Origin of the sequence: Bacillus sp. 0909A (assembly GCF_036765115.1) — a bacterium.
Taxonomy (GTDB): Bacteria; Bacillota; Bacilli; order Bacillales; family Bacillaceae; genus Bacillus; species Bacillus mojavensis.
This window is the reverse complement of the sequence record NZ_JBAIZU010000002.1, coordinates 453,439-477,447: the sequence shown is the minus strand read 5'-3', so window position 1 is coordinate 477,447 and position 24,009 is coordinate 453,439. Positions and strand designations below refer to the sequence as shown.

Sequence of the window (24,009 nt, the reverse complement as noted above, 5' to 3'; positions counted from 1 at the left end):
CAGTTTGAAAAATGCAGAAAGGATTGACATTTGATGAATGTTTTAGAAGGGAAAAGGGATAATAAATTTTGACACGTGAGGCAGACATGCCCGATAGAAGTCAGAATAACAGATGGATGTGTTAGGGATGTTACGATTAAGACGACACAAAAAAGAAACCTATTATCTTTTGATGGCTTTATTTCTCCTTTTGCTGTATGTGTCCCCGCTTTTTATTTTGAAGGAAGACGCCCATATTCGCGTACACGATAATTTGGATTCTAATATCGCGTGGTATAAGGTGCTGGCCGACAGCGGAGAAATCATCGGCAAAGTGGATGCGGCCATTCCGCAAATCATTAACGGGCTGCCCCGGGATGCGTTCGGCACCGAGTGGAGCGGAATTGTTTGGCTGCACGCGTTGTTTTCTTCTATGACCGCCTATGCGGTAAGCCAGACCATTACGAGAGTTGTGGCTTTTTTCGGAATGTATGTGCTGCTGAAGAAACATGTGATTCCGGAGCAGAAAGCGGCATTGATCCGAATTGGCGTATCGCTCGCATTTGCCTTAACGCCTTTTTGGCCTTCTGGAATGCTGAGCACGCTTGGATACCCTTTGGCGCTGTGGGCTTTTTTGAACATCCGAAAAGGGGATATCTCATGGAGAGAATGGCTGACGCTCGGTTTGCTGCCGCTGTATTCAAGCTTTGTATTAGGCTTCTTCTTTTTCTTGGCTGGGATGGCATGCTTCTGGCTGTATGATGTCATCACAAAAAGAAAATGGAATTTCATTTTTTTAGGCAGCATCGCTTTTATGACAAGTATTTATCTTTTTGTCGAGTATCGGCTTGTCTATTCGATGGTGATTTCACACGCGCCGATGCACCGGATTGAATTTATTTCATCAAGGCATGATGTATGGCACTCTCTGCGTTTATCCGTCAAAAACTTTGTCTACGGCCATAACCATGTCATGACAGTTCATACCGTTGTGATTCTTCCAATCTTATTACTCGTATTTTTTGCTGTGCTGTTCAAACGAAATCGGACAAGGGAAGAAAACGTTTATCTTTTTCTCTGCGTACTGAATTATGCGCTTTCACTGTGGTATGCGTTTTGGTTCAACAAAATATGGGCTGTTCCAAAGCAGAAATTTGCATTTTTAGCCGAATTCAATTTTGCCCGTTTTCATTTTTTGCGCCCGCTGGTAATCTACATGAGTTTTGCGCTCGCTTTGTACCTCATTTGGCGAATGGGGAAGAAGTGGCAATGGCTCGTATATGCGGCAGTTACTGCGCAGCTGATGGTGCTGGCGCCATTTAATGAGGAGTATACGTATGGCGTTCACTACAACGCGCCGACATTTCGCGAATTTTACGCGTCTGACCAATTCAAAGAGATTAAGGAGTATATCGGGCGCCCGCAAGATTCGTACAGGGTGGCGAGTATCGGTCTGCATCCGTCTATTGCCCAGTACAACGGCTTTTACACCTTAGATACATATAACAACCTGTACCCGCTCTCATATAAATATGAATTTAGAAAAATCATTGAAAAAGAGCTCGAAAAAAACGCCCAATTGAAACGGTACTTTGATGAATGGGGGAGCCGCTGCTATCTGTTCGTCGATGAGCTTGGCAAACGATATGACTTTAAAAAGAATTCAAAGAAAACAATCAATCATCTTGAATTAAATACAGATGTGTTTAAACAAATGGGCGGACGATATATTTTTTCTTCGGTTCCCATCATGAACGCTGATCAAAACCACCTGGCGCTCGTGAAAACATTTGACCATAAAGACTCCGCCTGGCGCATTTATTTATACGAAACAAAATAAGGAGGATATCGATTGAAACAGCCACAGCCAGTGTTAACCATCGTCGTTCCGTGTTTCAATGAAGAGGAAGTATTTAAAGAGACAAGCCGTCAGCTGACGGAGGTTGTAAACAGCTTAATGGAAGAAAAAATGATATCAGAAGACAGTAAAATTTTATTTGTTGATGACGGCAGCAAAGACCGCACCTGGTCTTTGATTGCCATGGAAAGCGTGAAAAACAAGAAGGTAACCGGATTAAAATTAGCCTGCAATGTCGGACATCAAAAAGCGCTTTTAGCAGGTCTGCATAAAGCAAAGCAAAAATCAGACTGCGTGATTTCGATTGATGCCGATCTGCAGGATGATATCTCTGTTATCAGGGAATTTATGCTGAAATATCACGATGGTTTTGAAATTGTTTACGGCGTACGCCGATGCCGGAAAACCGACACCTTTTTCAAGCGCACGACGGCTACAGGGTTTTACCGGCTCATGAATAAGCTTGGGATTAAGTTAATTTACAATCATGCCGATTTTCGTTTAATGAATAAAAGGGCGCTTGAAGAACTCGCGCGCTATCCGGAAGCCAATTTGTTTTTAAGGGGCATCGTTCCTATGATCGGCTTCAGATCAGCCGAAGTCTTGTATGACCGCAAAGAACGTTTTGCCGGTAAAACGAAATATCCGCTGAAAAAGATGCTTTCATTCGCTTTTAACGGAATCACATCCTTCAGCGTGGCCCCGATTCGCTTTTTTACGCTTTTGGGTTTTCTATTATTTTTGGTAAGCGCCATGGCGGGGGTTGGCGCAGTTATTCAAAAAATGCTCGGACACACAAATGCAGGCTGGGCGTCTCTCATCATCTCCATTTGGTTTCTGGGCGGGTTGCAGCTCATGGGAATCGGGATTATCGGCGAATATATCGGAACGATTTTTTCTGAGGTGAAAAGACGGCCGAAATATGCGGTTGATATCGATTTGTATAATGAGCCCTTGAGCCCGCTGCAGCGGCAGGAAAGTGAGCAATTGGAGAAAAAATACAGTTAAAATAACACAAAGAGCTGACCGAATAAGTCAGCTCTTTTTCTTCAGCTGATTCAAAATAGCGGCAAGAGGTTCATCCTGCGGATTGCGGTAAAATTCATAAAACGGGCATCCGTGTTTCTTGACCCGGTCAACGACGGTATCGATTGTATACATCGCCGGTGTCAAAGATGGCTGCACCTCGTGCCAATAGAGCGGTGCCGCTACGGTGCCAAGCTCGTTTCCCCTGGTGGAATAGGGACAGATAATCGTTTTTCCTTCAGCATGCTGCAAATAATCGAGATACAATTTTCCATGCCTGTTTTTGATCAAGCGTTCGGTTGTAAATAGCTCCGGAAATGCATTGGTACAATATTCGGCAATCAGCTGTGTAAATTGGCGTGTGTCCTCGTACGTAAATGCTTCTGGTGACAAGGGAATGTAAAGCTGAATTCCCTTGTTGCCGGAAAGCTTCGGATACGATGTGATGCCGAAGGATTCGAAAAGCTGTTTAAGTTCATTTGCAGCCTGAACAGCCATTAGAAAGTCATCTCGGGACGGGGGATCTAAATCAATGACAATCTCTGCCGGCCTCCTGCTTGCAATCGTTTGAAAAGGGACATGTAACTCCAAAGCGAGCTGATTGGCAAGCCACAATAAGGTGGACAGGTCCTTACAGACCACATGTTCATGGCTCCCGTCAAAAAAGGATTGGACAAAGTCCGGCGTATAATCGGGCTTATTTTTTTGGAAAAAGGATTCACCCCTTGATCCGTGCGGATAGCGAATAACCGTGACAGCACGATCTTTGAGAAACGGGAACAGATAGTCGCTGATTTCAATCATATACTGGATGAAATCTTCTTTTGTTTTTTTATGCTTTTCAAATATGATTTTATCCAAGCTTGTAAACTGCAGTTTTGGATGAACCGGCTTTGAGCGGCGCACGAGCTGTGCAAAGGTGCAGTCGGTCCAGTCCATATGAAATTGAAATTTGACAAACGAAACCTCTCTTAGCGTGCCTTGTAAAATCGTTAAGTACTGAACAGTAGCGCAGATCGATGGTTCGAGTGTGTATTCACCTGATGATGTTTTTTGTCCGTGCTGTTCCATAATTGCGCGTATGGCATTTTTTTCTTCCTCGCTCATTCCGTGTGATACAGAGGCGACAGGCGTCATTATACCGTTTTTTAACACAGAAACCGTCAGAAATCCATTGTGAGGATTAAATCCTGTGATACAAACATCGGCATGTTTAAAGTTTTTGTATTTCAGCCAATCAGATGACCGTTTTTTTTCGATCCATTTGCTGTTGATTTTTTTCGCTACAATTCCCTCTCCGTCATACTTTATTACCTTCTCCCAAATTGGATCGAAGTGCTGGTGGGAGGGGATATACTGAATGGTTTCCTTTGCGTAAGGATCTGGCTCAGCCGGGAGCCTTGCAGCAGACATCAGCTCATGCAGCGATGTTTTTCGGTCAATATAGGAATGAGTGGATACATCTTGTCCGCTTCGTTCCAAAAGGTCAAATGCGAGAAAGCAGCAAGGCCGAGAGTTTGCGGATTCCTGTATCTTATCCGGCCTTTTCAAGCGTCCCCGCACTTGAATATGTTCAAAATCTGAACGGAATGGATTCGCCAAAAACACGATTTCTCCATCAAGTGTTAACGGAAGTTCCTTTTTTATATGCTGAACAGCAGTTTCGGCGAACTTGGAAATTTCAGGGAAGGTACTGTTAAGCTCTAAACCATTTCTGCTCGTTAATGTCACACCTGACGGATTAATGCGGAGAATACAGCGAAACCCGTCATATTTTACTTCGTAACGCCATTCCGCTCCTTTTGGAGGTGAAGAAGTAAGGACGGGCTGCATGGTAAACGCCATTGGCTATGATGTGCCGGAGACTTTTTTTCTAGTGGTTTTCTGCTTTTTTTCTCCGGCTCCTTTCGGTTCTCCGCCTTCGGCTGGTGCTGCCGCTGGTTTTTCCCGATTCGGCCTTTTGGTTCGATCGATGCTGGCTTGAAGTGCGCTGACCAGGTCGATCACATCCTCACGAGGAGGCGCTTTGTCAGGAGTGACGGCTGTTTCTTTATTTTCCAGCTTATCATTGACTCTTTGCAGCAAGGCTTTTCGATACGTGTCCTCATATTGTTCTGGCTGAAATTCAGTTGTCAGCTCATCTATCAACGTAATGGCGGTCTGCAGTTCTTTATCATTTACATTTGATTGATCAGGCACTCCTGGTACGTGGGCAGCGCTTCTTACCTCATCGGGATAATGAATGGATTCCATTACGATGCAATTTTCATATACGCGGAGAATGGCAAGCTGCTGTTTCGACCTGATCGTCATATTGGCAATCCCGATCTTTCCGGTGGATCGAAGCGCCTCGCGAAGAAGGGTATAGGCTTTTGTGCCGTTATCACCGGGTCCGACATAATAGGAACGGTTAAAATATATCGGGTCTATTTCCTGCAGTTGAACAAAATCGACAATTTCAACCGCTTTCTCTTCATGCTCCTGCTTTAAGCTTTTTAAATCTTCATCAGTCAGCACGATATATTTTCCTTTTACGTATTCATATCCCTTCACAATTTCATCAGGACTGAGCGTTTTTTCACAGTTCGTGCATATTTTTTCATATTTAATTGGCGCATGATCTTCTTTATGAAGACTTCGCAGCTTAATGTCTTTATCTTCTGTGGCGGCATAAAGCTTGATGGGGATATTCACCAAACCGAAGCTGATGGATCCCTTCCACATTGTATGCATATCGATGAACCACCTTTTTTTCATTATTGTGGAGGTATGAGGGGTGATTCATGTGTAGTAACTTATGGGTATAAAAAACAGCCGGCGCTGTTAACGCGGCGGCTGGTTTAATATCAAGTGTTCAAGCTGTTCCGGCGGTATCGGTCTGCTGAAAAAGAAGCCCTGTAAATGGTCACAACCTTTTTCGTCAAGCAGCTGTTTTTGGCCGGAGTTTTCTACGCCTTCGGCAATGACTTGTAAAGACAGCTGATGGCCCATGGCAATAATGGCGCCGGTAATTTGTTCTGATTTCGGATGAGTCTGAATATCATCGATGAATGATTTATCGATTTTCAGTCTGTGAATCGGAAAATCCTTTAGATAGCTTAGAGAACTGTGCCCCGTGCCAAAATCGTCAATGCTGATTCTGATGCCTAATTTGGTTAAAGAAGATAGAACCTTTTTGGAGTGGTCTAGATTATCCATGGTCATGCTTTCTGTTACTTCAACTTCTAGAAGGCGAGGGGGAAGCCTGTATTTAAAAAGGGTATTCTTTATGAGCGGAATCAGTTCCTCTGATTGAAACTGTCTGGCGGAAATATTAATGGCGACAGAAAGATCAAATCCTTTGTCGTGCCACACTTTTGCCTGCCGGCACGCCTCATCAATAATCCACTTTCCGATATCAATAATAAGGCCGGTTTCTTCGGCAACACCGATGAATTCTCCAGGCGGACGCAGATTGCCGTCAGGAGTGACAAGGCGTATGAGCGCTTCAGCACCTGTCATTTTCTGATCTTTTGAACTGAATTGCGGCTGATAATGCAAGACAAATCTCTTGTTATCAATCGCTTCCCTCAGCTCCATTTCTTGATTAAGCTTGACGGTTTCTTTATTGCCGATTGAAAAAGAGTAGTATCTGTATTTGCTTTTGTTTCGCTCTTTGGCCGCATACATTGCCATATCTGCCTTTTTCATCAATTCAGGGCCGTCTGTTCCGTCTTTTGGAGAAATCGCAATACCGATGCTGACGGATGTAATCAGTGTGTGGTCCTGAATTTTAAATGGCTTTTTGAATTGCTGAATGATTTTTTTAGCCAAAATGTCTGCTTCATCCGTTCCGGTATTGGCGTCAGTCAAAATAATAATGAATTCATCACCCCCAAGCCGCGCGATAAACCCATTATCTGGTATAACAGATGAAAGCCGTTTAGCCGCGAGCTGGAGCAGCTGATCGCCGACATTGTGGCCTAATGCATCATTTATCACTTTAAATCGATTTAAATCTAAGAAAAATACCACGGTGTTATAATCCAGGGCATTCTCGCGGTTCAAGATCTTTGTTAGGTGGGAGATCGCATGTCTTCTGTTGGGTAAATCTGTAAGTGAGTCGTAATGAGCCATTCTATGGATCTTTTTTTCGGCTCTGTACTGTTTTGTGACATCTTTACAGATGACATATATGCTGTCCAGTTCTTGATTAACCTCAACAGGTATAAACGTAATATTCATATGAAACTGGCCTTTGTCCGTCATAAGAGTGGTATCGCTGTTAATGGCTTGTTTTTCGCTCTTGACCTGCTTAAAAAGCGCATTGATTTTTGTCGGCATATAGTGATACCAATTTTGATGGTTTAGGCCGAAGTTATTCATCATATCCTCACCAGCATGGTTAGAAGAAATAATATCTCCTTTTAATGACAGGATAAAGATCGCATCAATATTGTGAATAATTAAAGATTGAAACCGCTGTTCATTATCCTTCATGCGTTCATTTTGTTTCATGAATTTTCGATCGGCATGGGAACTGAATAATAATAACGTTTGAATACAGAAGATGATTAAGGCAATCAGAATAGACCAATCGAATGTATGGACTTCCATATGGTGGTCGGGAGGTGCACTATCTTTATAAAATGTAGCGGCCATCATTCCTGTATAATGCATACCCGAAATGCCAATTCCCATTATTAAGGCACTGATTATTTTATAAATCAGCAAATGGTCTGCAGGTTTTTTCATGGACAAGTCAAAGAAAATCTTTAGTGAGATGAAAGATGCTGCAATGGCAATGACAATGGAAAATGTAAAAAGCAGCGGTTCATATATCATCATTACCCGGGAAATGGAAGACATTCCGATATAATGCATAGATGAAATCGATGCACCCAGCATCACCGATCCTGTAAGCAGCCTGTAAAAGGTAAGCATATACCGGCTGACAATATATAAAGAAACAAATGATCCAGAAACAGCAGCTGCAATCGAAGCAACTAAAGGCACCAGTTCATAACGCATCGGTACCTCCGTATGAACAGCCATCATTCCGATAAAATGCATGGACCAAATCCCAAAGCCCATGATGAAAGAGCCTGCAATCAGCCACACCTTGCTTTTTAATCCTGTATGAATGGTGACTTTTCTTGATAGTTCAAGGGAGGTGAAAGATGCTGCACAAGCAATAAGAATAGATAAACATATGAGTGTTGTATTATATGTTACGTGTAATTCCATATGGAGATTCCCCCGTGTGTTCCAGTCTGGTTGACTCTCCTTAATATCGGCTGCCAGCTAAAGAATTTCAGTCTATATGCCTAGAGAAATTGTCAGAAAAACGTTTGGAATGAAGATTCTCTGTTTTTAGTTCTGCTGACCGTCAAAAATATGTTAAAATCATTTTGATGTTTTGAGCTAAAACAAAAATGTGTATACATAGATCAGGGAAAAGGGAAGTGAAGATGATCGAAGAATTGGTTATGTCCTGGATAGAAGCATTTAAAAGCTTATCTTATTTCGGAATTTTTCTGGCGCTCTGTATTGAATTTATACCGGCTGAAATTGTTCTTCCGCTTGCGGGTTATTGGGTATCGAAAGGTGACATGACGCTTGCCGGCGCTGTTCTGGCAGGATCATTAGGAGGAGTCGCCGGTCCGCTCACCCTGTATTGGATCGGGCGTTATGGAGGCAGGCCGTTTCTTGAACGTTTCGGAAAGTATCTCTTTATAAAGCCTGAGGCTCTTGACAAATCGGATGAATTTTTTAAAAAACATGGCGGTTTTGTCGCTTTCAGCGGCCGCTTCCTGCCGGGGGTCCGCACCCTGATTTCCATACCGTGCGGCATCGCAAAAATGAATGTCTGGGTGTTTTCTCTTTATACATTTATAGCCATGCTGCCAATTACATTTGTTTACGTATATCTCGGCGTGAAGCTCGGAGAAAATTGGAAAGACGTTGGCTCTATTCTAGACCAATATATGCTTCCGATCGGAATCGCCATTTTGATCTTGTTTGTTCTCTATTTAGTGATAAAGAAGAGGAAAAAACGAATGCAGTCTGAACATTTTTCAGTTTTTTTAAAAAATAAGCGTTGACAAATAAGCTCGCTCCGCATATCATTGACTTATAATATGATATTTCTTGAAATCCCAAAGGGGAGTAGCGTCCGGAATGTTTCCGGAAACAAAGTCGTCATTTCATGGATAGTGATATCCATCGGCTTTGTTGGCATGCCTGAATTCATGTCTAGCAAGACCTTTGCCTTATGTCGGCAAAGGTCTTTTTTGCATGTCCGGCCGGCATAAGATCGGATGAAGAGAAAGAAAACAACTTTTTTGGGAGGGTATCATTTATGGATGCAGCATTATTATTGGAGTATGGTTGGGTTCTTCTCGTCTTGATCGGGCTGGAAGGTATTTTAGCCGCCGATAACGCTTTAGTGATGGCGGTTATGGTAAAACATCTGCCGGAGGAGCAAAGAAAGAAGGCATTGTTTTACGGGCTGGCAGGCGCCTTTGTTCTGAGATTTGGTTCTTTATTCGCTATTTCTTTTTTGGTCAATGTATGGCAGGTTCAAGCCATTGGCGCGATCTACTTGCTGTATATTGCAGCAAGCCACTTGCTCAAAAGATATGTATTTAAGAAAGAAGACAATCATAAGGTGACGAAGCAAAGCGGATTTTGGCCGACTGTATTAAAGGTTGAGCTGGCAGATATTGCTTTTGCGGTAGACTCCATCTTAGCAGCAGTCGCTCTGGCGGTTACGCTGCCTGGAACTTCACTTCCGAAGATCGGCGGACTTGATGGAGGACAATTCCTCATTATTTTGGCCGGAGGCATTATCGGGCTGGTGATTATGCGTTTTGCGGCTTCGATGTTTGTTAAGCTTTTAAAGGAACGTCCAAGCCTAGAAACAGCAGCTTTTGTAATTGTCGGATGGGTCGGAGTAAAGCTTGCTTTATATACACTCGCACATGATGACATAGCTATTGTTTCCTCGCACTTTATTCATTCAGGGACATGGAAGCTGATTTTCTGGGTTGTCTTAGCGGCGATCGCAGTTTGTGGCTGGTTTATGTCAGGCTCAAAAAAACAGACGGAAGACGCACAAAACGAACAAAATAACAGAAGCCAAGAAAGGGCTTAACCATAAAGACTCTGTTGAAAAGCAGAGTCTTTTCATGTTTGAAGCGTTTTCACGGACGAAATAAAATAACATTTTTATAACAGCTTTGTTACAAAAACCTCTTATAAAACCCCCAAAATTCTCTTTAAGGGCACGAAATCCTGTATAGTACGTGAGAATGTATTGTCACAATTGAGACATTGGAAATCAATATTTCTTTTTCTCCTTTGCGATTCCCTATCAAATTAGCTATCATTAATGAGTAGTTATAGGGAGGAACTGAGGTGAAACCAGTGCTTAGCCTTTTGTTTAAATTGGGAAAAAAGAAGCAAACGCTTGAAAAAGCTGTTGAAAGTATACAAAAAGGCAATAAAGATCTGCAAAACGAGTTGATACAGCAGTATAAGCCATTTATCGCAAAGACGGTTTCATCCGTTTGTAAACGATATATAGATGAAAAAGACGATGAGTTTAGCATCGGACTGATTGCATTTAACGAAGCTATTGAAAAATACTCACCTGAAAAAGGAAATTCGCTGCTCGCATTCGCAGAGCTTATTATAAAAAGAAAAGTTATTGATTACATTAGAAAAGAAGCAAGAACCGCTCAAAATATTAATATGGATTTACAGGAGGGTGACGATCAGGAATCCTCACAAAGCCTGATTGAAGCCGAGCTTTCTATTGATGAATACCGCCGCCAAATAGAACAGGAACAGAGGCGTGAGGAAATCCTGTATTTTCAAAAGCAGCTCAAAGACTACGGTCTTTCATTTCAAGAGCTGCTTGAACATTCTCCAAAGCATGCGGACGCAAGGCAAAACGCCATAAAGGTGGCGCTCACCCTAGTAGAGCATGAAGAATTAGCTGCGATTCTTTATACGAAGAAACAGCTTCCTGTTAAACAGCTCGAACAGCTCGTTTCAGTAAGCAGAAAAACGATTGAGCGAAACAGAAAATATATCATTGCAATGTGCATTATCATTACTGGTGATTATATTTATTTAAAAGATTATCTTAAAGGGGTGCTGCACTCATGAGAAGAGGGATCATAGTCGAGAAAAATAAAAAATTCGTCACGTTGCTGACCCCTGACGGACAATTTTTAAAAGCAAAAAATGATCGCCAAACATATGAAATCGGAGAAGAAATCATGCTCCCGAGTGAGACACGCATGGGCAGAAGGGCCAGCTTTTTTGATTTTTTAAGACTGCGCCCTTTCAAAATGGGGATTTTTACGATGACTGCTATTATGCTTTTTATTTTTATTATTCTCCCCGTTTTCTCTAATGACAAGGCCTATGCGTATATGACAATTGATATCAATCCAAGCTTCGAAATGGCGTTAAACAGCGATTACGAAGTGATTGAACTGACGCCCCTCAATGATGACGGCAAGAAGGTTATCAGTGACATCGATGATTGGGAGGAGACTGATTTTAAAAAGGTGATAGACGATATTATTACGGATTGCAGCGAGCATGGATATGTAAAGGAATCGAAAGAAATATTGATTTCCACTGTTTATGAAAATTCGGATGACGATACATATAAATCAGGAGTAAAAAAACAGCTGAATGATGTAACGGAAAAATATAAAACGACATACCGCATGGAATCTCTCGAAACCGATATGAAAACGAGAGAAAAAGCAAAAAAGGAAGGCGTATCAACAGGCAGCTACATAAAATCAAATGAAAAGAATAACGTGAAAGATCCAAACGAAGATTCTCAAAAATCCGGGGAAGAGGATCAAAAAAATACCGGCAGCGAGGAAGAAAACACGGATCAAACAGATGATCAGGACAGCAAACAAGGAGAAAATGAACAGCTGGATGATACGGACTCAGAGAAAGAAGATACAACAGACACGCAGAATGACGATAGTGAACTGAATAAAGACGTAAAGGAATCAGATGAAAACACGAAAACTGAAAAAGATGGGGATACTGAGCAAACCCCTACACAAGATCCTCAAGATAACGGAAATGAAGAAGAAGACAATGGTGAACAGAATAGCAAGAATCAAAAAAATTGGAATAACGGTGAAAAAGGAAAGGGTCATTCCTCATCTAATCGGGATAATGCTTCTTACCACCGTAACCCAAATAGCTACAGCAGCAATAATGAATCAGCTCAAACTGAAGATTCGCCGAGTGCCCCCGGCGAATAGAGTCCTGAGTTTATTTATTTGTGCCATTTAGCTGTGATTGTGCTTGCTGAACCAGACGCTTTGTCATTTCCCCGCCTACAGAGCCGTTTGCACGTGAAACTGTATCAGAATCAAGGTTCACACCGAATTCTTGAGCCACTTCAAGTTTAAATTGGTCTAGTGCCTGCTCCACCCCTGGAACAACGAGTTTATTTCTGCTCGCCATCTTTTTTCATCTCCTTTTTCTCGTAAGAAATTCTTAACGCGTATTTAGTTTGAAATGTACGGGGTTTATTTATGCTGGCAATTGTTGTGGGGGAATAAACAACCCCCCGGCAACCTGCCGGGGGTACATCCTGATTATAGGATATCTGCGGTCATTTTGTTCGCGGTCGCCTGAATATGGAACGTCAAAATGGAGAGAACTGTAATGGCAATAATCTTCCTGATTTTGACCCATTGAGCGTCACTCAGCTCTTCAAAATGGTGACGGATAAGGTCCGTTTCCTGTTCGACGATCTGCTGGAGATTTGAATCCTTCATGGAAGGAGTGTCTTGGTGATGGATGGCATGCAGCACATGCGCGCAGCTTTCGTAGTAAGCTAACGGGCTGATGACATCATCAGATCTGTCTGAGATGGTGTTAAAAGCAACTTTTAAGATAGCTCGTATGTGTTCAAAGTCATAAATGGATTTTAGGTCACGTACAATTAAAAGGATCACTGCCTGTTCAACTGAATACTTTTTACCCAGCTCAGGATGGCCAATGAGATCTTTGATATCGCGTTTCACCCAATTTTGAATCGCGGTTGACTTTAACGACGTCAGCTCGCATAAATTGCCAAGCTCAACGATTTCGTTGGTAGACAGACCGTATTCTTTTTTCTGTTTTCTTCGTTCATATCTTGTAAGAAATTCCGGAATCTGAAGATGGCTTGCAGCTTCTTCCGCTGGCATATTCGCTGATTTGACGAGGATGTCGAGCGGGCTAATGTCTCCCAGGCCTTTAAGGGAATAGAGCAGCCGTACCATCTCAATTCGAGTGAGTTTAAAAATATTCATTGTTCACCTCTTCAAGACAATTTGACGCGGATATAATCTTTATGTATAAATGCACTATTAAAGCGTCAGCAATACATTAACATCATACGTCTAAATCCTTGCATTTTCAAACAGATGTTTTATAATTTAAATATACAAGTTCTTTTGATCTTAAAAATAACGGAGGTTATTATGGCGAAAAGAATTTTTCTGTTTATTTTAACGAATATTTTGGTGCTTACAACAATCGGAATTGTTTTATCTGTCATAAGCTCTGTCACTGGAGTTGGGACGTACTTTACAGCTGATGGCGGTATAGATCCTATTGCTCTTCTTGTATTCAGTTTAGTCGTCGGTTTTGTCGGTTCCTTTATGTCTCTTGCGATGTCCAGATGGATGGCAAAAACAATGATGGGTGTCAGAGTGCTGAATCCGGAGAAACATACACTTAGCTATGAAGAGCAGCAATTGGTTGACCGTGTTTATAGATTAAGCCGCTCTGCCGGCTTAACGAAGATGCCGGAGGTCGGAATTTACCGCTCATCCGAAGTGAACGCGTTTGCGACTGGTCCTTCAAAACGCCGCTCTCTTGTCGCTGTGTCATCAGGTCTGCTTGACCAAATGGATGACGCTGCGGTTGAAGGCGTGCTTGCCCATGAGGTTGCGCATATTGCAAATGGTGATATGGTGACAATGACGCTTTTACAAGGAATTGTGAATACCTTTGTCGTCTTTTTATCACGTATCGCTGCGTGGATCGCGAGCCGCTTTGTTAAGGAAGATCTTGCGCCGATTGTTCATTTTATCGCAATGATTGTGTTTCAAATTGTCTTTTCCATTCTCGGAAGCCTCGTTGTTTTTGCGTATTCACGCCACCGTGAATTCCATGCTGACCGGGGAGGAGCTGATCTTGCCGGCAAGGATAAGATGATTCATGCTCTTCGAACGCTTAAGAGCTATTCTTCCCGCATCATGGAAGAAGATCAGACAGCTGTCCAAACGCTAAAGATTAATGGCAAGAAGCGTTCATCGCTCTTCTCTACTCACCCTGATTTAGATGAAAGAATCAGACGGTTAGAAGCTAAATAAAATCAAAACATCATTCCTCTGAGAACCCTCAGAGGTTTTTTTTCTGTTTCACTTTGACTAAAATAATAAAAAAATATGCAAGTTAAGAAAATGTTTCGCAAAAGCCTTTAAAAATGGAACTAATATCTTTAGAATAATTACCGTACTTTAAATGGAGAGGCAGAAGGATTTCACATGAGATTAAAGCTTGGAAAATTGATACAGGCATTATCTCCGGCCCAGCTGATTGCATTATATTATTTTCTCGCAGTAACTGTGGCCCTGATATTGCTGAGTCTGCCTGCTGCCCATAAGCAGGGAGCGGATTGGACTTTTATTGACGCACTTTTTACGGCTGTCAGTTCAGTCAGCGTCACGGGGCTGACGGTTGTTGATACAGCTGATACATTCAGCACTACAGGCATTTTTATTTTGGCATTTGTTCTGCAATTTGGCGGAATCGGAATTATGACGCTCGGCACATTTATTTGGCTGATCATGGGAAAAAGAATCGGCCTTAAAGAACGGAAATTGATTATGGTAGACCAAAACCAATCCCAGTTTTCAGGAATTGTCAATTTAATGAAGCAGGTTCTATTCCTTATATTGTTGATTGAATTTTTTGGAGGAATCATACTTGGCACTTATTTTTTAACCTACTATGATTCCTTTCAGGAAGCTTATTTACACGGGTTTTTTGCAAGTGTCAGTGCAACCACAAATGGCGGGTTTGATATAACAGGAAATTCTATGGTTCCGTTCCGCCATGATTATTTTGTGCAGTTTATTACGATGCTTTTGATCATATTCGGAGCGATTGGCTTTCCGGTGCTTGTCGAAGTAAAGGACTTCTTGTTTTCAAAGCATCGGAGATATCCGTTTACGCTTTTTACAAAAATCACGACGATTATGTTTGGCTCACTCGTAGTGTTTGGCGCCATTGGCATCTATGCGCTGGAAGCAAGCCACTCGTTTGCGGGAAAAGCATGGCACGATATTTTGTTTCTCTCCTTGTTTCAATCAACAGCTACTCGAAGCGGAGGGCTTGCAACAATTGATATCAGCCAGCTGTCGGATCCCACGCTGTTTTTTATGTGTGCGCTGATGTTTATCGGTGCCTCACCAAGCTCAGTCGGAGGAGGCATAAGGACAACAACGTTTGCTTTGAACCTGCTTGCGCTGTTTCATTTTGCCCGCGGCAATAAAGCGGTAAAAGTATTCAAACGGGAGCTGCACCCAGCAGATTTGATGAAGTCTCTTGTTGTCACAATGATGGCGATTTTGCTCGTTTTTGGAGCGACACTGATCCTTACGATAACAGAAAAGCATTCTCTGCTGGAGCTCTTGTTTGAGGTATGTTCGGCCTTTGGAACGACCGGTCTGTCCCTCGGCATTACAGCTGATTTGAGCAACGTGGGAAAATGTGTCATTATGATCGTCATGTTTATCGGACGGATCGGAATATTGACCTTCCTTTATCTGATCGGAAGAAAAGAAATTGAAGCAAATTACCATTATCCGAAGGAAAGAGTCATTATTGGATAATTAAACACCGCATCTGGCGGTGTTCTTTATTGCCAAAAAAAAGATGTGTGACCCGGCACCAGTTGGAGATCCTAACATAAACAGCTGCAGTTGATTAGCTGGTCTTGCATTTTCAAGCGAAATAAAAAATTGAAAAACTGGCGAGGAGGATTTCTGTGAAACGTAAAGCTGAGGTCAATGAAGCCATAAAAAACAACAATACACCGACTGAGAGTATGGACAGAAATGCATATAAGACTCAATATCACGACGACCCGAATTTCCGTGGGGCCAATCGCAATTCCAAACAAGGTCAGCAAGGAGGCGCGTGATCATGAAAAAGAACCAGCATAGCAAAGATATGCAAAATCATAAAAAGCCGATGAATAAGAAGGTGCTTGAGGAAGAATTCTCAAGTGAGCTCGGGGATTACAACGCTGGGAAAATAATTGAAACTCTTGAAATAACAAAGCCGAAAAAGAAAAAAGAGAAAAAACAAAAATAAAAAACACCTCTTAGGCGGAATGCCGCTTAAGAGGTGTTTTTCTATTTTAAATAGGCATTTTTGCTGTTTCCTCTGACTAGCTGCAGCAAGCCTGTCATTCTCAGTTCAATGAACGGCTGAGCAACCGTTTTGACGAAATTGCTTGAGAGAATGGAGGTAAGGGCAGCGGTTAAGAGCAGCAGGATGACTAAGTTTTGATAGTCGGTGAGTCCATCCTCAAGCCCGACCTGCCGGAGTGTTTTAATGATAAACCCGTGGAGCAGGTATACGTAAAATGTCCTTGTTCCCCACTTTGTAAAGAAAAAGCGTTTTTGCGGAACAAGCGCTAAAAAGCTGAAGGTTGCCGCAAAGGCAAGTACATACCAACTGATCCGGGAAAGTCCGCTAGCTAAGGTGACATCGCCAAATGATGAGTACGGCTTAGAGCCGAACAGCCATGAATAGTCAAAGTCGACGCCCCAACAGATGACAAATACGGCAGCGAGAACACCGAGCGCAATCTGTTTGCCTCGTTTTGATCTCAGTAAATCAAAGTGATGTTTATTCAAATAAAACCCAACAAGGAACATCGGCAAGAATACAAATGTCCGGGAGAGGCTCAGTGTGCTGCTGACAAAGTCGAGATAGCCGATCAACACCGCGATTCCGCAGCTGACAAACAGCGCCCACTGCTTAGAAAGCTTTGAAAAAGGATAGAGCAGGATATTCCAGAAAAATAAGCTTACCAGAAACCATAATGACCATTGCGGATCAATCGGATTCACACTTGTCATGCTTTCGTCTTGAATAATGTAATAAAAGACGGAATAGATGCTTTGGAAAATCAAATATGGAATAATCAGCTTAACCGCCAGCTTTTTCACATATCCGGCACGTTTAAAACCTTTGGCAAAATAACCGGATACAAGAATAAAGGCAGGCATGTGGAACGTGTAAATGAACTTGTAGAGGTAGAGCATAAAATTGTTATCATGAATAAAAGATCGAAGAATATGACCGAATACAACAAGGAATATCAATAAAAATTTTGCATTGTCAAAATAACTGTCTCGCGATTTATTCATAGCATCACCTTCTCTTTAAATCAGTCACTAAAAGATTATTCCCTGTTGGTATTTATTTTAAAATAAAAGATCAAAAAGGATTTGAAAAAATGGCTGATTGTTAGGACGATGTAAAGTGACGGTAAGGATCGTTGAAAATGTCTTCTTTATGTAATGACGCTGAAATTTTCTGAAATGTATAGGGCGAATGAAGGAAGTTCATGCAATTTGTAGAAATATTGAGGGATAGGTTTTGAAGAAGGAGTGTTTACGCATGGAAACTCTCAATGTCGAGACAAATTCAGGTCTGAAAGAGGAACTGAAGCGCCTCAAACAAGAAAATGATCGGCTGAAAAAGGAATTACATCAGCATCAAGTGATTGTGAACAATACGCTCGATGCTATTTTTATATGTGATAATGAAATGAAAATCGTGCAGGCAAATGAAGCAACAGCGAGGATGCTTCAAGTGGATGCGGAAGGTTTGAAAGAGCGTTCCGTTATTGATTTTTTGTTTTCTATTCCAAAGGATGAGCTGGACCTTTCCGTGAAGAAGTTTTTTAAGAAAGGTTTTCTGTGGAAGGAGGTTCCAATCCGGCTGGACAGCGGAGCGACAAAATATATTGAGTTTCTTGCCAAAAGAGGGATTGGCGAAGATTTCTTTTTTGTCGTTATGAGAGATATTTCTTCTAAGAAAATTCTGGAGCGGGAATTTTCCATGAATGAACAGCTTTTTAAGGACTTGTTTGACAGAGCCGTCGACGGAATCGTTCTATTTGATAAAGACGGCGGCTTTATTGATGCCAATCTATCCTTTTGCAAAAGCTTTGAAATCGATCAGAATGAGCTGTCACATTTGTCGCTGTATCAATTTATAGACAGCGGCTCACGAAAAGATTTCGATAACATTTGGCACACGCTCTATCGAAAGGGAAAAGCAAAGGGCGAGCTGCCTGTCAGGCTTCGTTCAGGAGATCAGAAGCTGTTTGAATTTACGATTACGTCTAACATCATCAGCGGTTTTTATATGTCGATTATGCGGGATATCACAGAGAAGAGATCCATGGAGCTCCAGCTATTTAAAAGTGAGGAGCGCTTCAGAGAAATTTTTGAAAACGCCATGGATGCCATTATCATCTGGTCGAATGACGGAAGAATCGTTAAGGCCAATCAGTCAGCCTGTAAAATTTTTGAGCTGCCGATGAATTTGCTGTTAAAAAGAAAGCTGTGTGATTTTCTCGTGGACTCGAAGAAATACAGCATGACGAAGAGAAAATATGCAAAATACGGTGAGATCAGAGAAGAGATGCTGTTTCAAATGGGAAACGGGCAGTTCAAAGAGCTTGAATTTACTTCAAAGCGGACAATACTTGAAAACCAGCACTTAACAATTCTAAGAAATGTCAGTGACCGAAAGCGGATGGAAAAGGAGCTTCGGGAAAGCGAGCTCAAATTCAGAAAAGTGTTCAACGGTTCAATGGACGGCAACGTATTATTCGACAATCAGTACCGAATCATCGACGCCAACCCGTTAGCGAGTGATATTTTGGGCCTGCCGCATGAAGAGCTAAAAAGACACAGCCTGCTTGATATTATATCTTCCTATGAAATAGAAAATTTGGCATCGCCGGCAAGGCAGATTAATTTCGATGAAATGGATAATGAAATCCCATTCTTGCTAAGCAGCAATGATAATAGAAAACTAGAATTTTCATTTAAACGAAATATTATTCAAAATATGAACCTGGCTATCTTTAAAGATGTCACAGAGCGAAAAGAACTGGAAGAACGCCTTCGCAAATCTGATACCCTCCATGTGGTTGGAGAACTCGCTGCCGGCATCGCTCACGAAATTAGAAATCCAATGACAGCCCTGAAAGGCTTCATTCAGCTCCTGAAAGGAAGTGTGGAGGGAGACTATTCTCTTTACTTCAACGTTATCACCTCAGAATTAAAGCGCATTGAATCCATCATCACAGAGTTTTTAATATTAGCCAAGCCCCAGGCTATCATGTATGAGGAGAAACATGTGACACAAATTATGAAAGACACATTAGACCTTCTTAACGCGCAAGCCAATCTCAGCAACGTACAAATGCATCTGGATTTAGCCGGCGACATTCCGCCGATATACTGTGAACCGAATCAGCTGAAACAGGTTTTTATCAATATATTAAAGAACGCCATTGAAGTCATGCCTGACGGCGGCAATATTTATGTGACAATCAAAAAAGCGGATCAACATCATATTTTAATATCTTTAAAAGACGAAGGAGTCGGAATCACAGAGGATAAATTAAAGCGTCTCGGAGAACCGTTTTATACAACAAAGGAACGGGGAACTGGGCTCGGGCTTATGGTAAGCTATAAAATCATTGAAGAACATCAAGGCAAAATAATGGTGGAAAGTGAAGAAGGAAAGGGAACTGTTTTCCATCTTACACTGCCCGTCAGGCAGAATTTTGAAGAAAGAAGGCTAGACGAATGAATTACTATACGATAGCGGAAACGCCGCTCGGGGAACTCGCGATTGTCGAGGAAGAAGGCCGCATCACCCGTCTCTTTCTCAGTAAGGAAGATTTGATCGAGTGGAAAGAATCTGTTGAGGGTGCGGAGCAGTTGGAGACTGCATTTTTGGCAGAAGCGAAAAAGCAGCTTCACGAATATTTTGCGGGGGAAAGAAGGACATTCTCACTGCCATTGAGCCAAAAGGGCACGCCTTTTCAGCAAAAAGTATGGGAGACGCTTGCCATGATTCCATATGGCGAATCACGAAGCTATGCTGATATCGCCGTTGCGGTAGGCAGTCCGAAAGCGGTACGTGCTGTCGGGCAGGCAAATAAACGAAATGACCTGCCGATATTTGTCCCATGCCACAGAGTGATCGGCAAAAACAGCACGTTAACAGGGTATGCCGGAAGCAAAACTGACATCAAAGCTTATTTGCTTAGCATCGAGCAAATCTCCTACAAAGAAAAATAAAACATATGGCACGTTCCCTTTTTTCGCTGCCGACATATGATTTTACTAAGTTAAAAAAGTTGGTCTGATGAAAGAGGAGGACAAAGCAATTGAAGCCGAGCCGCTCTGAGAAAATTGCCATTTTTGCCGAACTGCTTGTGAAACTGCATATCTTATCCAGCGCTCAAAAAGATGAAATGATCAATATGAATATGAGTAAACAAAAAAACCGCTGACTCGGCCCTTTATGAGCAAAGTCTTCAGCGGTTTTTTAATGAACCTTTTCGCCTGTGAACAGCTTTTCAATTTCTTCTTCATAGGAACCAGTCATAATCCCTTTTTCAGTAATGATCCCAGAAATAAGATGGTGAGGTGTAATATCAAAAGCAGGATTAAAGACAGGCACTTCAGCCGGAGCGGTCCGGACGCCGGAAATGGTCCTGACTTCATCAGGATCCCGTTCCTCTATCGGGATATCAGCCCCGCTTTTTACTTTTGTGTCAAAAGTAGATAATGGTGCTGCTACAAAAAACGGAATATCGAAGGCGTTTGCTAAAATAGCAAGCCCGTAAGTGCCAATTTTATTCGCAGTATCTCCGTTCCTTGCAATTCGGTCGGCGCCGACGATGACGGCAGAAATTTGTTTTTCTTTCATCGTATGGGCTGCCATACTGTCCGTAATCAGAGTGACGTCAATACCGCCCTGCATCAGCTCCCAAGCAGTAAGCCGTGAACCTTGAAGAACCGGTCTGGTTTCACAAGCATAAATATGAAGCCCCAAATCCTTTTGTTTGGCCAAATAAAACGGGGCAAGTGCGGTTCCATAGCGGCTTGTCGCGATAGAACCGGCATTGCAGATTGTCATAATCCGGTCGCCTTTTTTGAAAAGCTGAAGCGCGTTTTGGCCGATCATCCGGCACGTTTCTTCATCCTCGACTTGAATCTGAATCGCTTCATGGACAAGGTTGGTTTTTGCTTCATTTACAGAAATGGCGTTTTGAATTGAATGACTCAGTCTTTCGAGCGCCCATGATAAATTGATCGCAGTCGGCCTTGAACTGTTCAAATCATTTTTGATATGATCCAATTCGCGGCGGAAATCCGCCACATTATCAGTTTCGATGTCTTTTGCCGCCAGCGCGAGCCCAAATGCTGCCGTAATGCCGATCGCCGGGGCTCCTCTCACTTTTAGTGAGACAATCGCGTCAAATACTTCTTCTTTTGTTGTCAGCTCCAAATATTCCGTGACATCAGGAAGCTTTTGCTGATTTAAAATCTTAATGGATGTTTCTTTCCATTCAACAGAACGCGGAACAGCAAATGAATTGGTCATGGTTGAATCATTCCTTTACAAGTAACTTAAAACATTCAATAACATCCGTTATGGTTTTTAATTGTGAACGTTTTTCGATGAAGGCAGCACCGGTTTCCAGCGCCAGCCGTTTTCTTTCAATTCGCTTATCAAACGGTACGATTGTTTCCAGATCTGCCACATGGGCAAGGCCGATGGTGCGGCGTATCAGTTCGCAGCCGGCAAACCCAATTGCCTCTTCAAAAATATGGCTGAGTGTATCAGCGAGATAACCTTCGATTTTGGCATACACATCGAGGCTGTTTTTCTCCCAGGCTTCACTGAATGTTGTTTGAAACGTGTTCCAAACTTGTTTTATATGGTTATATAACGGCTCTCGATCAGCACCGTCACGGCTGAGTGCATTTAACAATAAGTTGGCGATAAATTGGCCTACATCAAAGCCGATTGGTCCGTAAAAAGCGAATTCAGGATCAATCACCTTTGTCTCAAGCTCGCTGGCAAAAATGCTTCCTGTATGCAGATCGCCATGAATCAGGGTTTCGGCAGATGTTAAAAATGACTTTTTCAGCTTAGCGGCTTCAACTTTGACCTTGTCATTTTTCCAAAGCTTTTCAACATATGGACGAAGCTCTTCCTCAAATTCATTTGTATCATGATCGAAGAAAGGATCTGTAAATACAAGTCTTTCGGTAATATCGCAGAGCTCAGGGTTTGTAAACTGTTTAACAAGCTGTTTTTTCACCTTTGGCTCAAGTGCGTAATCAGAAGAGTAAAATAGCGTTTTTCCTAAAAATTCTCCAATGTCTCGTGACAGGTTTGGATAATTTTCACCTTCAAGAAGTCCTTTTCTAGCGATCTTCAGATGTGAAAGATCCTCCATGACCGTGACCGCCAATTCAGTATCTGAATAGTAAACTCTCGGTACGAGGTGAGGGACGTGCTCACCCTGACGAATCAGTGCGCTGCTTTCAATTCTTGCCCGATCGATTGTAAGTGGCCAGCTTTCCCCGACAACTTTTGCATAAGGAACCGCCTGTTTAATAATCAAAGCCCTGTCATTTTCTTGGTCATAAATATGAAAGACGTAGTTTAAATTTCCATCGCCGATTTCCTGGCATGTCAGCGTGCTTTTGCTTTGAAACAAGCCGAGTTTCACCGCCAGGGCGACAGCTGAGCTTTCATTTAACGTTTCGTATAAAGGTGTTTTTGTGACTGCCATCGTCATTCCCTCCAATTATGTAACATCTTGATATGTGTGCCGCAGAATGGCCGTAAAAAAGCCTCCTTCTCAGAGAGAAGGAGGCTTAACATTCATGTCCCGCCTCTCTTATCTCTCAGATCAGATCTGATGGAATTAGCACCGTGCCTTACGAGACCACAGTCTCGGCGCCATGAAAATGCGCCCCATTTCACAATGGAATTACGGTCGGTTGCTGTTGGGGTCAAAAGGCCAATCCCTCGCCCAACTCTCGATAAGAGAATATATTCACTTGTTAAACAATTCTAATTTATCAGTTGATGAACATAGTAACAGGTGAGTGTTTTAATTGTCAATATATTTTTTAATATAAATCTTTTCTGATATCATCGAAAACAGGGATTTTCCTCCGTACCTCAACGCTTTCTTGAAGGTCAATTTCCGCTCTGACAATGCCTTCTTCTCGGCCGCCCTCTGCCAATATACGTCCCCAAGGGTCAATAATCAGGCTGTGCCCGGCGAATTCATGATCGGGATTAGCTCCTGTGCAATTGCAGGCAGCGACAAAGCATTGATTTTCAATGGCCCGAGCAATAAGCAGGCTTTTCCAATGATCAAGGCGGGGCAGAGGCCATTCCGCAGAAATGAACAGCACGTTAGCGCCTTTTGTCGTATGTTTTCTGATCCATTCCGGAAAACGGATATCATAACAGATCAATCCTGAACTTTTGACGCCATCAAGCTCGAAGTATCCGTCCTCGGAACCTGCTGATAAATATACATGCTCATCCATCAGCTGAAAAAGATGGGCTTTGCTGTACTCTTTAATGATTCGTCCTTCCTTATCTGCGATGAACATTGTATTATAAACATCAGAACCCTTTCTGACAGCAACAGATCCTGCGATAATATGAACCCCGTGTTTTTTTGCGGTTCTTTGCAGCCAGCTTTGAGCAGTGTGCCCGTCTTCATCAGCAAGCTGATCAAGATTGGCAAGGTCGTAACCGGTCGTCCATAATTCAGGGAGAACAAGAACATCAGCATGTTTACTCTCTTTTTCGATTAAATGTTCAGCCTTTTTTATATTTTCAGAAGGTTTTCCGTACGAAATATCAAATTGAAGGCAAGATATGGTCCATTTCAATTTTTAACACCCCATATTTTTCTTTACTTTTTTCATTTAACCATATATGATACTGGACTATCATTTCAAGATTTTTTTAGA

Annotated in this window: 22 protein-coding genes and 1 riboswitch; of the genes, 13 read left to right on the top strand and 9 right to left on the bottom strand. The window is 42.2% G+C overall.

Annotated features, from left to right (window positions below):
• Positions 1-127: 127 nt before the first annotated feature.
• A complete protein-coding gene (locus V6D42_RS07655) occupies positions 128-1,819 on the top strand; it encodes a DUF6044 family protein (RefSeq protein ID WP_333512813.1) in 1,692 nt (563 codons plus the stop codon).
• A 12-nt stretch (positions 1,820-1,831) separates the two neighbouring features.
• Positions 1,832-2,845, top strand: a complete 1,014-nt coding sequence (locus V6D42_RS07650) for a glycosyltransferase family 2 protein (RefSeq protein ID WP_333512812.1) — start codon at positions 1,832-1,834, stop codon at positions 2,843-2,845.
• A gap of 27 nt (positions 2,846-2,872) precedes the next feature.
• Here the strand turns inward: V6D42_RS07650 and V6D42_RS07645 are convergent, their stop codons facing one another.
• The 3 genes from V6D42_RS07645 to V6D42_RS07635 all read right to left on the bottom strand — a co-directional run bounded on the left by V6D42_RS07645 (position 2,873) and on the right by V6D42_RS07635 (position 8,089).
• Positions 2,873-4,708: a DNA ligase D gene (locus tag V6D42_RS07645; protein WP_333512811.1), complete on the bottom strand. Its 1,836-nt coding sequence runs from the start codon at positions 4,706-4,708 to the stop codon at positions 2,873-2,875.
• A 3-nt stretch (positions 4,709-4,711) separates the two neighbouring features.
• Positions 4,712-5,596 (bottom strand): non-homologous end joining protein Ku, encoded by an 885-nt coding sequence (ku, locus tag V6D42_RS07640; protein WP_442893198.1) that lies wholly within the window; start codon positions 5,594-5,596, stop codon positions 4,712-4,714.
• 90 nt (positions 5,597-5,686) lie between these two features.
• A complete protein-coding gene (locus V6D42_RS07635) occupies positions 5,687-8,089 on the bottom strand; it encodes a bifunctional diguanylate cyclase/phosphodiesterase (RefSeq protein WP_333512810.1) in 2,403 nt (800 codons plus the stop codon).
• A gap of 188 nt (positions 8,090-8,277) precedes the next feature.
• On the opposite strand from V6D42_RS07635, the gene V6D42_RS07630 reads away from it, so the two are divergent.
• The 4 genes from V6D42_RS07630 (at position 8,278) to V6D42_RS07615 (ending at position 12,150) form a co-directional block, all read left to right on the top strand.
• Positions 8,278-8,946: a DedA family protein gene (locus tag V6D42_RS07630; protein WP_326197152.1), complete on the top strand. Its 669-nt coding sequence runs from the start codon at positions 8,278-8,280 to the stop codon at positions 8,944-8,946.
• 257 nt (positions 8,947-9,203) lie between these two features.
• Complete coding sequence (locus V6D42_RS07625) at positions 9,204-9,998, top strand: TerC family protein (protein WP_442893197.1); 795 nt, start codon at positions 9,204-9,206, stop codon at positions 9,996-9,998.
• 263 nt (positions 9,999-10,261) lie between these two features.
• Entirely contained in the window at positions 10,262-11,017 is a 756-nt protein-coding gene (gene sigI, locus V6D42_RS07620) for an RNA polymerase sigma factor SigI (protein WP_010333987.1), read from the top strand.
• Positions 11,014-12,150, top strand: a complete 1,137-nt coding sequence (locus V6D42_RS07615) for an anti-sigma-I factor RsgI family protein (RefSeq protein ID WP_333512809.1) — start codon at positions 11,014-11,016, stop codon at positions 12,148-12,150. The genes sigI and V6D42_RS07615 overlap by 4 nt, the downstream gene beginning before the upstream one ends.
• Before the next feature lie 10 nt (positions 12,151-12,160).
• Here V6D42_RS07615 and sspD read toward each other — a convergent pair whose 3' ends face one another.
• Entirely contained in the window at positions 12,161-12,355 is a 195-nt protein-coding gene (gene sspD / locus V6D42_RS07610; protein ID WP_333512808.1) for an acid-soluble spore protein SspD, read from the bottom strand.
• Positions 12,356-12,489: 134 nt separating this feature from the next.
• Entirely contained in the window at positions 12,490-13,191 is a 702-nt protein-coding gene (locus tag V6D42_RS07605; RefSeq protein ID WP_333512807.1) for a DUF1836 domain-containing protein, read from the bottom strand.
• A 171-nt stretch (positions 13,192-13,362) separates the two neighbouring features.
• On the opposite strand from V6D42_RS07605, the gene htpX reads away from it, so the two are divergent.
• From htpX to V6D42_RS07585, 4 genes are all read left to right on the top strand, one after another.
• Positions 13,363-14,259 (top strand): protease HtpX, encoded by an 897-nt coding sequence (gene htpX / locus V6D42_RS07600; RefSeq protein WP_326129039.1) that lies wholly within the window; start codon positions 13,363-13,365, stop codon positions 14,257-14,259.
• Between the two features lie 174 nt (positions 14,260-14,433).
• Positions 14,434-15,783 (top strand): Ktr system potassium transporter KtrD, encoded by a 1,350-nt coding sequence (gene ktrD, locus V6D42_RS07595; protein ID WP_326202065.1) that lies wholly within the window; start codon positions 14,434-14,436, stop codon positions 15,781-15,783.
• Positions 15,784-15,938: 155 nt separating this feature from the next.
• Positions 15,939-16,094, top strand: a complete 156-nt coding sequence (locus V6D42_RS07590; protein WP_010333992.1) for a hypothetical protein — start codon at positions 15,939-15,941, stop codon at positions 16,092-16,094.
• 2 nt (positions 16,095-16,096) lie between these two features.
• Positions 16,097-16,267, top strand: a complete 171-nt coding sequence (locus V6D42_RS07585; RefSeq protein ID WP_010333993.1) for a hypothetical protein — start codon at positions 16,097-16,099, stop codon at positions 16,265-16,267.
• A 41-nt stretch (positions 16,268-16,308) separates the two neighbouring features.
• On the opposite strand, the gene V6D42_RS07580 is transcribed toward V6D42_RS07585, so the two are convergent.
• Positions 16,309-17,331 carry an acyltransferase family protein gene (locus V6D42_RS07580; protein ID WP_333512806.1) on the bottom strand — a complete coding sequence of 341 codons (1,023 nt, stop codon included), beginning with the start codon at positions 17,329-17,331 and terminating at the stop codon, positions 16,309-16,311.
• 253 nt (positions 17,332-17,584) lie between these two features.
• On the opposite strand from V6D42_RS07580, the gene V6D42_RS07575 reads away from it, so the two are divergent.
• The 3 genes from V6D42_RS07575 (at position 17,585) to V6D42_RS07565 (ending at position 20,507) form a co-directional block, all read left to right on the top strand.
• Positions 17,585-19,798 (top strand): PAS domain S-box protein, encoded by a 2,214-nt coding sequence (locus V6D42_RS07575; protein WP_333512805.1) that lies wholly within the window; start codon positions 17,585-17,587, stop codon positions 19,796-19,798.
• Positions 19,795-20,292, top strand: a complete 498-nt coding sequence (locus tag V6D42_RS07570; RefSeq protein WP_333512804.1) for a methylated-DNA--[protein]-cysteine S-methyltransferase — start codon at positions 19,795-19,797, stop codon at positions 20,290-20,292. The genes V6D42_RS07575 and V6D42_RS07570 overlap by 4 nt, the downstream gene beginning before the upstream one ends.
• An 89-nt stretch (positions 20,293-20,381) precedes the next feature.
• Positions 20,382-20,507, top strand: coding sequence for a hypothetical protein (locus tag V6D42_RS07565; protein ID WP_333512803.1), 126 nt, complete (start codon positions 20,382-20,384; stop codon positions 20,505-20,507).
• A gap of 35 nt (positions 20,508-20,542) precedes the next feature.
• Here V6D42_RS07565 and mtnA read toward each other — a convergent pair whose 3' ends face one another.
• The 3 genes from mtnA to V6D42_RS07550 form a co-directional block, all read right to left on the bottom strand.
• Entirely contained in the window at positions 20,543-21,604 is a 1,062-nt protein-coding gene (gene mtnA / locus V6D42_RS07560; RefSeq protein ID WP_333512802.1) for an S-methyl-5-thioribose-1-phosphate isomerase, read from the bottom strand.
• Positions 21,605-21,611: 7 nt separating this feature from the next.
• A complete protein-coding gene (gene mtnK / locus V6D42_RS07555) occupies positions 21,612-22,805 on the bottom strand; it encodes an S-methyl-5-thioribose kinase (RefSeq protein ID WP_333512801.1) in 1,194 nt (397 codons plus the stop codon).
• 105 nt (positions 22,806-22,910) lie between these two features.
• A riboswitch (SAM riboswitch) is annotated at positions 22,911-23,065 on the bottom strand.
• 83 nt (positions 23,066-23,148) lie between these two features.
• On the bottom strand, positions 23,149-23,928 hold the full coding sequence (locus V6D42_RS07550; protein ID WP_333512800.1) for a carbon-nitrogen family hydrolase: 780 nt from the start codon (positions 23,926-23,928) through the stop codon (positions 23,149-23,151).
• Positions 23,929-24,009 lie beyond the last annotated feature (81 nt).